This window comes from Spirillospora albida, assembly GCF_000718255.1.
GTDB classification, from domain to species: domain Bacteria; phylum Actinomycetota; class Actinomycetes; order Streptosporangiales; family Streptosporangiaceae; genus Spirillospora; species Spirillospora albida.
On record NZ_JOFJ01000002.1, the window covers coordinates 285,375 to 298,725 of the forward strand.

Here is a 13,351-nt window from a genome sequence, read left to right on the forward strand (position 1 = left end):
TTGACCGTCCGGCGTAATACTCTGGTGCGATCCTCGTTAGGGCGCCGTAAAGGCCGTCTGCAATGCCTGTTGGAGGCTGTCCACCTCCATCACCTTCATCCCCTCGAAGCTGCTCAACTGCGGATCTGCCCGTTTCAGCGGGGACCCGTCGGCGAGTTCGAGGGAACCGCGCGGCACGACGGCGTGCTTGAACCCGAGCCGGGCCGCCTCGGCGAGTCGCCGCTGGACGCCGGGGACGACCCGCACCTCGCCGGCGAGGCCGACCTCGCCGAGCGCGATGAGGCTGCCGGACAGCGACTGCTCGACGGTGGAGCCCGCGACGGCCAGGGCGAGGGCGAGGTCGACCGAGGTCTCGGTGAGCCGGACGCCGCCGACGGTGGAGACGTACACGTCCTGCTCGTGCATGGAGATCTTGCAGCGCTGGGCCAGGACGGCGAGCACCATCGCGACCCGGGAGGTGTCGAGCCCGGACGTGGCGCGCCTGGGCGAGGGCAGGTGCGACTTCGCGACGAGGGCCTGCACCTCGGCCACCAGCGGCCGCCGGCCTTCGAGGGTGACGGTCACGCAGGTGCCCGGCACCGGTTCGTCGCGGCGGGTGAGGAACAGGCCGGACGGGTCGGGCAGGCCGACGATGCCGACCTCGGAGAGGTCGAAGCAGCCGAGTTCGTCCGTGGGCCCGTAGCGGTTCTTGATCGCGCGGATCATCCGGAGCCGGGAGTGCCGGTCGCCCTCGAAGTACAGGACGACGTCGACCAGGTGCTCCAGCAGGCGCGGCCCCGCGATCGCGCCCTCCTTCGTCACATGGCCGACCAGGACGACGGTGACGCCGCGCTCCTTCGCGACGCGGATGAGGTTGGCGGCGACCTCGCGGATCTGGGTGACGCCGCCCGGTGCGCCGTCGACCTCGGACGTCCCGATCGTCTGGATGGAGTCGACGACGACCAGGACGGGCTCGACGGTGTCGATGTGGCCGAGAACGGCCGACAGCTCCGTCTCGGCGGCGAGGTAGAGCTCGTCGGTGATCGCGCCGACGCGGTCGGCGCGCAGCCGCACCTGCTCGGCGGACTCCTCGCCGGTCACGTACAGAACGCGCCGCCCCGGGCCGCCCTGGCGCGGGACCTCCCCGGCCGCCCCGCCGCCCGTGGACGCGAGCGCCGCGACCTCCAGCAGCAGTGTCGACTTGCCGATGCCGGGCTCGCCGGCGAGCAGCAGCACCGCGCCGGGCACGATGCCGCCGCCGAGGACGCGGTCGAGCTCGTCCAGGCCGGTCGGGCGGGTCTGCGCCGAGTGGACGTCGATCTTCCCGATGGGGCGCGCGGGCGTGCTGACCGGGCCCGCGGTGACCACCCGCGCGGGGGTGGCGGACGCCGCCTCCAGCACCGTGCCCCAGGTCTGGCACTCACCGCAGCGGCCGACCCATTTGGACGTCTGCCAGCCGCATTCCGAGCATCGGTACGCGGCCTTGGCAGTCTTCGCCTTCGCCATGCGGGCAGCCTAGGGGCCGCCCCTGACAGTCAGGCGGCGGCGGTCGCCTCGCGGGCGCGTTCGATCAGGTCGCCGAGGTGGTCGGACACGATCGACGGGCGCTCCAGCATCGCCATGTGCCCGGCGGTCGGGATGACCTCGAGCCGCGCGGAGCCCACGCAGCCGGCGATCTTGAGGCTGTGCTCGACCGGGGTGAGCATGTCGTTCTCGGCGCCGATGACGAGGGCGTCGGCCTTGGCGAGGTGCCCGCACTCGCTGATCACGTCGTGGGTGATCATGGAGTGGAAGAAGTCGAGCAGGGCGTCCATGCGGGTCTCGGCCATCATCTCCTCGCCGAACGCGACGGCGGCGGGGCTCGCGTCCGGGCCGAAGGCGAGCATGTCCTCGATCAGGATGGAGCCGTCCCGGCCCAGGTGGCGGACCTTCTCGATGAGGGTGGATCCGGCGCCGAGCGCGCGCAGGGCGCGGGGCAGGACGCGCTGGGTCACGCGCGCGACGAGGGCGGGCATGCCGAGGGTGACCTCGCCGAGGCCGCCGGAGGACGTGCAGAGCAGCGCGGTGGCGACGATCCGCTCGCCCATGAGCTCGGGGTACTCGTCTGCGAACCGCATGATCGTCATGCCGCCCATGGAGTGCCCCACGAGGATGACCGGGGTGCCCTCCGGGACGGTGGCCTCGATGACGGCGTGCAGGTCGTGGGCGAGGCGGGGGATCGAGTAGTCGTCGCGGACACCGCCGTCGGAGCGGCCGTGGCCGCGCTGGTCCCAGAAGACGAGCCGGCCGAGGCCGCGCAGGGCCTTGCGCTGGAAGTGCCAGGAGTCCTGGGTGAGGGTCCAGCCGTGGCAGAACACGACGGCGAGGTCGGTGCGGTCCTCGCCGTCGATCTCGGCGTAGAGGCGGGTGCCGTCGTCGGCGCGGACGGGGACCGGGCGGCCGCGCAGGGCGCCGAAGGGCTCGCCCGCGTAGGGGTCGGGGCGCAGCTGGAGGCGGCGGAGGGCGCGGCGCTGGACGGCCAGTCCGGCGCCGGCCCCGGCGGCACCGAGCGCGGTGGCGGCGAGAACTCCCTTGCCCGAGGTGATGACGGCACGGCCCATGATCCGGTTCCTCCACGTGTGCTTGCGTCGCCGGTCCCGGCAATTGTTGTACAGGGGATCCAGTAGTGGCCACACCGGACGCCCAGGTGTGACCGACCAGTCAGTAACCTACGTGCAACGCCACCACAGATTGACCGCGTAGTCCACCTCGAGGCCCTCGTGCTCACGGAGGAACTCCGCCGCGAGAGCGGCCGGGAACTCGATGCGCAGGACCGCGGCCAGATCGTCCCGGCTCTCGAACGCCCACCGGATCAGCAGGGGCTCGCGGGTGTAGCCGCGCCGCGTCCAGAACCGCTCCACGGCGGCCGGATCGTACGAGGGCAGGCCGCGCCGGAACCAGCGTCCGAACGTCGACCGCGTCGCGTCGTTGTCGATGATGAAGACCGCCCCGCCGCGCCGGACGACGCGGTCGAGCTCCGCGAGGCCGGGCTCGCAGCCGGGGCCGAAGAAGTACGCCCAGCGGACGTGGACCACGTCCACGGACGCGTCCGGCAGCGGCAGGGCCTGCGCGGCGCCGGTCCGGACGGTGACGTTCGGCCGGTCCCGGACGCGCCGCCGCGCGGCCGCGGCCAGCCCCGCGTGCGGCTCGACGCCGATGACGCGCGCCGCCTCGTCCGCGAAGAAGGGCAGGTGGTAGCCCGTTCCGCAGCCGAGGTCGAGTACCGTCGCGCCCGCCCACGGGCGGATCGCGCGCATGGCCGCCTCCAGCACGCCGTCCGGATCGACCGCGCGGTTCTCCACCTCGTACACGTGGGGGGAGTTCCAGATGTTGGGGCTCGGCACGGCGCCCGGCGCTATCTCGGCCACGGACAGAGCGTAGTCCGCGCGGCGCGGATCACCCGGGGCGAGGGTTTCATCGCCCTCCGCGGGACATAGGCTTTCCGTACGAGCAATGCCGAGCGATCACCTGGCGAGGACAGCCTTGACCCAGCGGCACAACGGCGCGCATTCTCCGGCCCTCCGCGTCCCGGACGCCCCCATCACGCTCTCGACCGCGTCCGTGTACCCGGAGAAGGTGCCGAGCGCCTTCGAGATCGCCGCGCTGCTGGGATACGACGGCGTCGAGGTGATGGTGTCCACGGACGCCTCCTCCCAGGACCTCACCGTGCTGCGCCGCCTGTCGGACTACCACCAGGTGCCCATCAAGTCGATCCACGCGCCCTGCCTGCTGCTGACCCAGCGGGTCTGGGGCCGCGACCCGTGGGGCAAGCTCGTCCGCTCCAAGGAGGTCGCCGAGGAGCTCGGGGCGGACGTCGTCGTCGTGCATCCGCCGTTCCGGTGGCAGCGGGAGTACGCGCGCGACTTCGTCACGGGGCTCGACCGCATGCAGGAGGAGACGGACGTCCTGTTCGCGGTCGAGAACATGTTCCCGCTCAAGGCCCGCGGGGCCGAGGCGGGCATGTACCTCCCCGACTGGAACCCCGTCGACCAGGACTACCCGTACGTCACGCTCGACCTGTCCCACACCGCCGTCTCGCGGTCGGACGCGCTCGACATGGCCGAGCGGCTCGGCGACCGGCTGCGGCACGTCCACCTCGCCGACGGCATCGGCATCACGAACAAGGACGAGCACCTCGTGCCGGGCCGCGGCTCCCAGCCCTGCGGGCCGATGCTGGAGAACCTCGCGGAGAACGGCTTCCAGGGGCACATCGTCCTGGAGGTCAACACCCGCCGCGCGGCGAGCCGCGCCGACCGCCTGGAGGACCTCGCGGAGGCCCTCGCGTTCGCCCGCCTGCACCTCGCGGCCGCCGACCACACGTGGGAGGTCACCCCGGCCGGCGAGGTCTCGCGCCGGGGCATGCCTTGACGGAGGCCGCGCGCGGCACGCGCGGCCCCGGCCGGCGTCCGGGGCCGACCGAGACGCGGGAGGCCATCCTCGCGAGGGCCCGGGAGCTGTTCGCCGAGAAGGGCTACGACGGGGCCTCGCTGCGGGCCATCGCCCGCGCCGCCGGGGTCGATCCCGCGCTCGTCCACCACTTCTTCGGGAACAAGGAGGGCGTGTTCGTCGAGGCGATGCGGTTCCCGGTGGAGCCGTCCGTCCTCCTGCCGCGCATCCTGGCCGCGCCCCGCGACGAGCTGGGCGAGACGATGGTGCGCAGCTTCCTCCTCGTCTGGGGGGACGCCGAGCGCCGTGCCCGGCTGCTGGCGATGCTGCGCTCGGCGATGACGAACGAGCGGGTCGCCGCGATGACGCGGGAGTTCCTGACGTCGGCCCTGTTCGGGCGGGCCGGGGAGGTCTCCGGGGTGCCGCCGCTGAAGGTGCAGGCCGCCGTCGGCCACATGATCGGCGTGATGATCCTCCGCTACGTGCTCGCGGTGGAGCCGCTGGCGTCCGCGTCCGAGGACGAGCTCGTGCGGCTCCTGGCGCCGGCCCTCCAGGGCTACCTCGGCTGACCGCTTCTTTTCCGACCTTCTGCGCCCCGGCTCTTGACCCGTGCCCGCGCACGGGCTTGAATTCAACACATGATGAGTTATAAGCCGGCGGTGAGCGTGCGGGACCTGCGCGTCATGCGCGGCGGCCGCGCGGTCCTGCACGGGCTCACCTTCGACGTGCCGCGCGGCGCCGTCGTCGGCCTGCTCGGGCCGAGCGGCTGCGGGAAGACGACGCTGATGCGCGCGCTCGTCGGCGTCCAGATCGTCGAGGGCGGGACCGTGGCCGTCCTCGACGCGGAGGCCGGGTCGCCAGGCGTGCGGCGCCGCGTCGGGTACGCGACGCAGAACCCCGCCGTCTACGCCGACCTGACCGTCGCCGAGAACCTCGCCTACTTCGCGTCGGTGCTGCGCGCGCCGCGCTCCGACGTGGAGCGCGTCATCGGCGAGGTCGGGCTCGGCGACCACCGCGACCAGATCGTCTCGACGCTGTCGGGCGGGCAGCTCAGCCGCGCGAACCTGGCCGTCGCGCTGCTCGGCGCGCCGGAACTGCTCGTCCTGGACGAGCCGACCGTGGGCCTCGACCCGGTGCTCCGCAACGAGCTCTGGGACCTGTTCCGCCGGCTCGCCGACCGCGGGGTGACGCTCGTGGTGTCGAGCCACGTGATGGACGAGGCGCGCCGCACCGACCGGCTGCTGCTGATGCGCGAGGGGCGCCTCCTCGCCGACGGCACGCCGGACGACCTCAGGGCCCGGACCGGGGCCGACGACCTGGAGGACGCCTTCCTCCGCCTCATCGCCGAACACGAGGAGAGCGCGCCATGAGCGTCCCGATCATCCTGGCCACGACGCGCCGGATCCTGGCGCAGCTCAAGCACGACCACCGGACGCTCGGAATGCTGATCGGCGTGCCGAGCCTGCTGATGATCCTGCTGCGGTACGTGTTCGACGAGCCGGTGCTGTTCGACCGGATCGGGCCGATGCTGCTCGGCCTGTTCCCCTTCCTGATCATGTTCGTCGTGACGAGCGTGGCGACCCTCCGGGAGCGGACGGGCGGCACCCTCGAGCGGCTGATGTCGATGCCGACCGGCAGGCTGGACCTGCTGCTCGGCTACTCGCTGGCGTTCGGGCTGCTCACCCTCGTCCAGGTCGGGGTCGTCCTGGTGATCGCGCTGACCTGGCTCGACCTCGACCTGAGCGGCTCGCTCGCGTCGCTGGTCGTCGTGGCGGTGCTGGACGCCCTGCTCGGCATGGCGCTCGGCCTGCTCGCGAGCGCGTTCGCCCGGACGGAGTTCCAGGCCGTCCAGTTCATGCCGGCCTTCGTCCTGCCGCAGCTGCTGCTGTGCGGGCTGATCATCCCGCGCGAGCGGATGGCGTCCTGGCTGGAGGCGGTCTCGGACGTCCTGCCGCTGACGTACGCGGTCGACGGGATGCGGGAGATCGCGGCGAACCCGGACGTCACCGGCAGGCTGCTGCTCGACGTCGCGGTGATCGCGGGATTCGTGGCGGTGGCGCTCCTGCTGGGCGCCGCTACCCTCCGCCGCCGCACGGCTTGACGGAATATGGATTGAACGCCCTGTTCGTCCTGGTAGCTTCTGCGCCATGACCCCCGGAGACCACCCCGGCGCCCCGGCGCCCCGGCGCCCCGGCGCGGCTCCCGAGGCCCCGGCGGCGCCCGCGCCGTCCGGTGGTCTCGGCGGGCTCGGCACCCTCGGCGCGGACGCCCCCGCGGACGCTCCCCCGGAGGGCCGCCGCAGGCGGCGCTGGCCTCGCGTCCTCATCGCGCTCGGCGTGTTCGTCGCGCTGATCACGGCGGGCCTCGCCGGGCTGGCCTGGCAGCGGCAGTCGTCCTACAACGGCAACGTCGGGCGCGTGCCGGACGCGCTGCCCGAGTCGAACCGGCCGGAGGCCAACGCGAGCGGCACCGAGAACTGGCTGCTCGTCGGATCCGACAGCCGCGCCGGCAACGGGACGACCGGCGACGGCAACGAGGTGTGGAAGCCGGGCCGGCAGCGCACCGACACGATCATGCTGCTGCACCTGCCCGCGGACCGCCGCAAGGCGTACATGATCTCGTTCCCGCGCGACTCCTGGGTGGAGATCCCCGGCTACGGCAACCAGAAGATCAACGCGGCGTTCTCGTTCGGCGGGCCGAAACTGCTCGTCCAGACCGTCGAGAACCTGACCGGCGTCCGCGTCGACCACTACGGCGCGATCGACTTCAACGGCTTCAAGTCCATGACGGACGCGCTCGGCGGCGTCACCGTCAACATCAAGCAGAGCGTGTACGACCCGGCGCGCAGGCAGCACTGGAACGCCGGGCGGCAGAAGCTGGACGGCGAGAAGGCGCTGCTGTTCGTCCGGCAGCGCTACAACCTGCCGAACGGCGACTTCGACCGGATCAAGCGGCAGCAGCAGTTCATGAGCGCGCTCGCCAGGCAGGCCGCCGACAAGGGCACGCTGAGCAACCCGCTGAAGCTCGACCGGTTCCTGTCCGCGTTCACCAAGTCGATCAGCGTGGACGACGGGGTGTCCGGCGGCGACCTGCGGTCGCTCGCGCTGTCGCTGCGGCGCCTGCGGCCCGCCGACGTGTCCTTCATCACCGCCCCGCACAAGGGCACCGGGATGCGCGCGAAGCAGAGCGTCGTGTTCCTCGACCAGGCCCGGTCGCAGGCGCTGTTCGACGCGGTCAAGCAGGCCGAGATGCCCGCGTACGTGCAGCGGTACGGCGGCGGGACGAACCTCGGCACGGTCTCATGATCTGACGCTGAGCCGGGCATAACCCGGTCGCGGGGGGCCGATGCCGTCCCCCGGGACAAGGGGTTGCGACCGTGCTTCGTCAGGCGTTGCTGTTCGCGTCGCGCCGGAGCGGCGCGCGCCGGCTCGTGGAGACCGCGCCGGTCGGCCGCGACGTCGTCCGCCGGTTCGTCGCCGGGGAGACGGTCGAGGACGCGGCGCGCGTCACCCGCGAGCTCACCGGGGACGGGCTGCTCGTCTCGCTCGACGTCCTCGGCGAGGACGTCCACGACGCCGCGCAGGCGGACGCGACCGTCCGGCGGTACGAGGCGCTCCTGGAACGGCTCCGGTCCGCCGGGCTCGGCACCCGCGTGGAGGTGTCGCTCAAGCTGTCGGCCGTGGGCCAGGCCCTCGGCGAGGAGATCGCGCTGCGGAACGCACGCCGCGTCTGCCTCGCCGCGCGCGCCGCCGGGACGACGGTCACCCTCGACATGGAGGACCACACGACCGTCCGCTCCACCCTGGGGATCGTCCACGAACTCCGCCGCGACTTCCCGGACGTGGGCGCCGTCATCCAGTCCTACCTGCGGGACGCCGAGGACTACTGCGAAGACCTCGCCTACGAGGGTTCGCGCGTCCGGCTGTGCAAGGGCGCCTATGCCGCGCCGGAGGCGGTCGCCTTCACCAGGCGTGCGGACATAGACCGCTCCTATGTCCGCTGCATGAAGGTCCTGCTGGCGGGCGACGGCTACCCGATGCTCGCCACCCACGACCCCAGGCTCATCGACATCGGGGCGGCACTGGCCGTCCTGCACGACCGCGATCCCAAGACGTTCGAGTACCAGATGCTCTACGGCATCCGCCCGCAGGAGCAGCGGCGGCTGGCCGCCCAGGGGCGGCAGGTCCGCGTCTATGTGGCGTTCGGCGGCGAGTGGTACGGCTACTTCATGCGCCGCCTCGCCGAGAAGCCCGCCAATCTGGCGTTCTTCCTCAGGGCGGTCGCGACGAGGAGGTGACGGCACCGGCAATAAACTGGGCCGGTGATTGCGATTCTGGGTGCCGGGAAGATGGGCGAGGCGCTGCTGTCGGGCGTGCTCCGGGCCGGCCGACGTCCGTCCGAGCTGATGGCGACCGCGCGCCGCGAGGAGCGCCGCGCGCTGCTGCGGGAGCGGTACGGCATCGAGGTCGTGTCGAACCACGACGCGGCCGTCAAGGCGACCACGCTCGTCCTCGCCGTCAAGCCGCAGGACATGGGCTCGCTGCTGGACGAGGTCGGCCCGCTGGTCCCGCCCGGCCGGCTGGTGATCTCGATGGCGGCGGGCATCACCACCGCGTTCATCGAGCAGCGGCTCCCCGAGGGCGTCCCGGTCGTCCGGGTCATGTCGAACACCCCGGTGCACGTGGACGAGGCGATGAGCGTCATCTCCGCCGGGTCGCACGCGGGCGAGGAGCACCTGAGGCTCGCCGAGGAGCTGCTGTCGCCGGTCGGGAAGGTGCTCCGCATCCCGGAGGCGCTCCAGGACGGCGCGACCGCCCTGTCGGGCAGCGGCCCCGCGTACTTCTACTACCTCGTCGAGGCGATGGTGGACGCCGGCATCCTGCTCGGCATGCCGCGCGCCGCCGCGCTGGAGATGGTGATCCAGTCGGCCGTCGGCGCCGCCGTCATGCTGCGCGACTCGGGCGAGCACCCGGTGCTGCTGCGCGAGGCCGTGACGTCCCCGGGCGGGACGACGATCGCCGCGATCCGGGAGCTGGAGCGCCATGGCGTCCGGGCGGCGGTGCTGGAGGCGATCGAGGCGGCCCGTGACCGGGGCGCGGAGCTGGCAGAAGGCTGAAAGTTCAACCTTGAACATTGAGCCGGAGCCGGCTTCCTGCTCGTGTTAGGGACATGAGACTCCTCCTTCGCCTGATCGTCGCCGCCGGGCTCGCCGTGGACGCGGTCGTCCACTGGCGCTTCGCACCGGACATGGCCTACGTGGAGGGCGGCTCCATCGGCGGGGACGCGCTGTTCCGCGCCCAGGCGGTGCTGGCCGCCGCCGTGGGGCTGCTCTCCCTCGCGTACGCGCGGCGCTGGACGTACGCGCTCGCGTTCCTCGTCGCGGGCAACGCGATCGGCGCGCTGCTGCTCTACCACTACGTGGACGTGGGGGCGCTCGGGCCGCTGCCGAACATGTACGACCCCGCCTGGTACGGCGACAAGACGCTCAGCCTGGTCGGTGAGGGTGCCGCCGCCTTGGCGGCGCTCGCCGGATTCGCGCTCTCCGGCACCCGCCGCGTTCCGGACCGGACGCGCGAACCCGCCGCCTAGATTGGCCTCAACCGGCCGATCATCCGGGTACGACGTAGATCGCTCCTAGCATGCCGACGTGGCCTCCCGGCGGTACGTTCCCGCGACGCTGGCCGTCGCGCTGCTCGCGGCGCAGGTCAGCGCGTGCACGGGTGGCGGCGAGGGCACGGACGTCCGGCTCGGGAAGGTCGTCCGGGCCGATGTGTCCGAGGTGGTGGAGGCTCCCGCCACCATGTCGGCGCGGGCGACGGCCACGCTCCGCGCGCCCGCCGAGGGCAGTATCGAGCGCCTCTACGTGGGGGACGGCGACCGCGTCAAGGAGGGCGAGGTCCTCGCCACGATCGACTCGCCGGCGGCGGAGGAACGGCTCGCCCAGGCCAGGGAGGCGGACGGCTCGCTGGCCGGCGGCGGCGCGAACGTGCCCGCCGGCCTCGACCTGCGCGCCTTCCAGCGCAGAACCGACCGGACGGCCCGCGACGGCTTCGCCGCCGCCCGCAAGGCCGCCCACGAGATCCCCGACCCGAAGCGGCGGGCGCTCGTCCTCGCCGGGATCACCAGGGCGGAGGGCGAGTACCGGACCGCGTCCGCCGCCGCCCGCGCGGCCGTGGCCAGGCTCGACGCCGGGCTCGGCGGGGTCGGGGACACACTCGCCTCGATCACGGCGGCGCAGCGGGTGCAGACCCGGGCGGCGGTCCGCGCGGCGGAGCGGACCGTCCGGGCACTGACGATCAAGGCGCCGTTCGACGGGGTCGCCGGGCTCGGCGGCCCGGCGGGCGGCGCGGGCATCGGCGATCTGCTGGGCCGCCTGCCCGCCCAGGCCGGAGCCCAGGTGGGCGCGCTCGCGGGCGGCCTCCCGGCGGGCGGAACCGCCAAGGACCCCGCGTCCATCGCGTCCGGCGCCCCCATCGGCAACGGCGAGGCGGTCGTCACGGTCACCGACGTCTCGAAGCTGTCCCTTGCCGCCGAGGTGGACGAGACCGACATCCTCCAGGTCGAGGAGGGGGTGCGGGCCGACGTCGAGTTCGACGCCGTGCCCGGCGCGTCCTACCCCGCCGAGGTCACCGGGGTCGGCGCGACGCCGAAGGAGTCCACCGGCGGCGGCGTCACCTACCGGGTCACCCTCGCGCTCGGGCGCGGGGCGTACGCGGGCGGCGGGGCCGCGCCCCGGCCGAAGCCCGGCATGAGCGCGCTCGTGAACCTGCGGGTCCGGGAGGTGCGGGGAGTGCTTTCGGTGCCGTCCGCCGCGATCGTCAGCAGCGGCCGCGAGTCGGTCGTGTGGGTGGTCGCCGGTGGGCGGGCGCAGCGGCGGGTCGTCCGGCTGGGTGCGCAGGGCGACGAGTCCGTCCAGGTCACGCGGGGTGTGCGGGAGGGCGAGACGGTCGTGGTGCGCGGCGCCGACGCCGTCCGCCAGGGCCAGGAGATCGACGCGTGAGCACGCCCGCGCTGGAGGCCGTGGACGTCACCCGCACCTATCGGATGGAGGGCGTCGACGTCACCGCCCTGCACGGCGTCAGCCTGCGCATCGACGAGGGCGAGTTCGTCGCGATCCTCGGCCCGTCCGGCTCGGGGAAGTCGACGCTCATGCACCTGCTCGGCTGCCTCGACCGGCCCACCACCGGAGTCCTGCGGATCGGCGGCCGGGACGTCGCCGGCCTGTCGGACGCGGCGCTCGCCGAACTCCGCAACGCCCGCGTCGGCTTCGTGTTCCAGTCGTTCCACCTCCTCGCCCGGACGAGCGCGCGCGACAACGTGGCGCTCCCGCTCGTCTACCGGGGCGCGTCCCGGAAGGAGCGCCACCGCCGCGCCGCCGACGCCCTCGCCGCCGTCGGGCTCGCGCACCGCCTCGCGCACCGGCCGGGTCAGCTGTCGGGCGGGGAGCAGCAGCGCGTCGCGATCGCCCGAGCCCTCGTCGGCGACCCGGGCGTCGTCCTCGCGGACGAGCCGACCGGCAACCTCGACACCCGCACCGGCCACGACGTCATGGACCTCCTCGAACGCCTCAACCGCGACCGCGGCGTCGCGATCGTCCTCGTCACCCATGAACCCGACATCGCCGAGCGCGCCCGGCGCCGCGTCCATCTCCGGGACGGCCGGATGGAAAGCGACGAGCGCGACGATCCCCCGGAGCGCGGCGAGCGATGAGGTTCGCCGAGTCGTTCCGGGTGGCGCTTGACGCGCTGCGGGTCAACCGGTTGCGCAGCGTCCTGACGATGTTCGGGGTGGTGGTCGGGGTCGCGGCGGTGGTCGTGCTGGTGGCGATCGGGACGGGGGCGCGGGATCTCGTGCGCAGCGAGATCGAGGGGCTCGGATCCAACATCGTCTTCGTGGCGCCGGGGGAGTTCACGCTCGGCTCGGCGCCCACGATCAGCCGGATGACCCTGGACGACGTCACCTACCTCGGCCGCGTCACCGGGGACGAGGACGCGATCGCGGTCGCGCTGAACTCCGGGGAGACCGTCCGGGCCGGGCGCGCGGAGACGTTCGCGGGCATCGTCGGGGCCAACCAGAACCTCCGGAACGTCTTCGACCGGCCGCTGCGCCGCGGCCGGTACCTCAGCGAGGCGGACGTGGAGACCCGGCGGCGGGTCGTGGTGCTCGGCTCCGACGTCGCGCGGCGCCTGTTCGGCGACGCCGATCCCGTCGGGCGGCAGATCTCCGTGGCGGGCGGCACCCGGTTCCGCGTCGTGGGGGTGCTGGCGGAGGTGGGGCAGACGTTCGGGCAGACCCGCGACGGCGAGGTCCACGTCCCGGTCACGACGGCGCAGCGCATGTTCGGCGTCGACCGCGTGGACTACCTCGCGATCCGCGCCCCCACCAAGGACGCCGTCCCGCGCCTTCAGGCCGAGGTCGTGGACGCGCTGGAGCGCAAGTACCGGGGCGAGCGGTTCTCCGCCATCACGCAGACGCAGCTGCTCGGCACGATCGGCACGGTGCTCGGCGCGCTGACCGGGGTGCTGGCCGCGATCGCCGCGATCTCGCTGCTGGTCGGCGGCGTCGGCGTCTCCAACATCATGCTCGTCGGCGTGCGGGAGCGGACGCGGGAGATCGGGCTGCGCAAGGCGCTCGGCGCGCGGCAGCGGGACGTCCTCGCCCAGTTCCTGATGGAGGCGGTGCTGCTCACGACGCTCGGCGGGACGGCGGGGATCGCCCTCGGGACCGGCGCGGCGCTCGCGATCGCGGAGCTGTCGCCGGTGCCGGCCGCGGTGACGTGGTGGTCGCCGGCGCTCGCGTTCGCGGTGTCGGCGGCGGTCGGGGTGTTCTTCGGGGTCGTCCCCGCGCGCCGGGCGGGCCGGCTGGACCCGGTGATCGCGCTGCGCGCGGAGTGATGGCGCGCTGCGCGCGGAGTGATGGCGCGCTGCGGGCTGGCGAGGCACCTCCG

14 protein-coding genes are annotated in these 13,351 nt (G+C 73.4%); 11 read left to right on the top strand and 3 right to left on the bottom strand.

All coding sequences use genetic code 11. The features are described 5' to 3' along the window. Positions 1-36 precede the first annotated feature (36 nt). The 3 genes from radA to IE99_RS0103905 form a co-directional block, all read right to left on the bottom strand. Entirely contained in the window at positions 37-1,485 is a 1,449-nt protein-coding gene (gene radA / locus IE99_RS0103895) for a DNA repair protein RadA (protein WP_030163746.1), read from the bottom strand. 29 nt (positions 1,486-1,514) lie between these two features. After that, positions 1,515-2,579, bottom strand: coding sequence for an alpha/beta fold hydrolase (locus IE99_RS0103900; protein WP_030163748.1), 1,065 nt, complete (start codon positions 2,577-2,579; stop codon positions 1,515-1,517). 108 nt (positions 2,580-2,687) lie between these two features. Further along, the gene (locus IE99_RS0103905) at positions 2,688-3,386 is read right to left on the bottom strand and encodes a class I SAM-dependent methyltransferase (RefSeq protein ID WP_030163751.1); all 699 of its coding nucleotides are present in this window, start codon (positions 3,384-3,386) and stop codon (positions 2,688-2,690) included. A 115-nt stretch (positions 3,387-3,501) separates the two neighbouring features. On the opposite strand from IE99_RS0103905, the gene IE99_RS0103910 reads away from it, so the two are divergent. The 11 genes from IE99_RS0103910 to IE99_RS0103960 all read left to right on the top strand — a co-directional run bounded on the left by IE99_RS0103910 (position 3,502) and on the right by IE99_RS0103960 (position 13,298). Further along, positions 3,502-4,386: a sugar phosphate isomerase/epimerase family protein gene (locus IE99_RS0103910; RefSeq protein ID WP_030163753.1), complete on the top strand. Its 885-nt coding sequence runs from the start codon at positions 3,502-3,504 to the stop codon at positions 4,384-4,386. Then, complete coding sequence (locus IE99_RS0103915; RefSeq protein WP_030163756.1) at positions 4,383-4,973, top strand: TetR/AcrR family transcriptional regulator; 591 nt, start codon at positions 4,383-4,385, stop codon at positions 4,971-4,973. The genes IE99_RS0103910 and IE99_RS0103915 overlap by 4 nt, the downstream gene beginning before the upstream one ends. A gap of 90 nt (positions 4,974-5,063) precedes the next feature. After that, positions 5,064-5,774: an ABC transporter ATP-binding protein gene (locus IE99_RS0103920; RefSeq protein WP_245623047.1), complete on the top strand. Its 711-nt coding sequence runs from the start codon at positions 5,064-5,066 to the stop codon at positions 5,772-5,774. Next, the gene (locus tag IE99_RS0103925) at positions 5,771-6,505 is read left to right on the top strand and encodes an ABC transporter permease (RefSeq protein WP_030163761.1); all 735 of its coding nucleotides are present in this window, start codon (positions 5,771-5,773) and stop codon (positions 6,503-6,505) included. The genes IE99_RS0103920 and IE99_RS0103925 overlap by 4 nt, the downstream gene beginning before the upstream one ends. Before the next feature lie 46 nt (positions 6,506-6,551). Continuing rightward, positions 6,552-7,709 (top strand): LCP family protein, encoded by a 1,158-nt coding sequence (locus IE99_RS0103930; protein WP_051711925.1) that lies wholly within the window; start codon positions 6,552-6,554, stop codon positions 7,707-7,709. A gap of 71 nt (positions 7,710-7,780) precedes the next feature. Continuing rightward, positions 7,781-8,701, top strand: coding sequence for a proline dehydrogenase family protein (locus tag IE99_RS0103935; RefSeq protein WP_030163765.1), 921 nt, complete (start codon positions 7,781-7,783; stop codon positions 8,699-8,701). Between the two features lie 24 nt (positions 8,702-8,725). Next, on the top strand, positions 8,726-9,520 hold the full coding sequence (gene proC, locus IE99_RS0103940) for a pyrroline-5-carboxylate reductase (RefSeq protein WP_030163767.1): 795 nt from the start codon (positions 8,726-8,728) through the stop codon (positions 9,518-9,520). Between the two features lie 53 nt (positions 9,521-9,573). Continuing rightward, positions 9,574-9,993, top strand: a complete 420-nt coding sequence (locus IE99_RS0103945) for a hypothetical protein (protein ID WP_051711927.1) — start codon at positions 9,574-9,576, stop codon at positions 9,991-9,993. A 58-nt stretch (positions 9,994-10,051) separates the two neighbouring features. After that, a complete protein-coding gene (locus tag IE99_RS0103950) occupies positions 10,052-11,404 on the top strand; it encodes an efflux RND transporter periplasmic adaptor subunit (RefSeq protein ID WP_051711928.1) in 1,353 nt (450 codons plus the stop codon). Further along, positions 11,401-12,114: an ABC transporter ATP-binding protein gene (locus IE99_RS0103955; RefSeq protein WP_051711929.1), complete on the top strand. Its 714-nt coding sequence runs from the start codon at positions 11,401-11,403 to the stop codon at positions 12,112-12,114. Before IE99_RS0103950 ends, IE99_RS0103955 begins: the two co-directional genes overlap by 4 nt. Continuing rightward, positions 12,111-13,298: an ABC transporter permease gene (locus IE99_RS0103960; RefSeq protein WP_030163771.1), complete on the top strand. Its 1,188-nt coding sequence runs from the start codon at positions 12,111-12,113 to the stop codon at positions 13,296-13,298. The genes IE99_RS0103955 and IE99_RS0103960 overlap by 4 nt, the downstream gene beginning before the upstream one ends. The last annotated feature ends 53 nt before the right edge of the window (positions 13,299-13,351 follow it).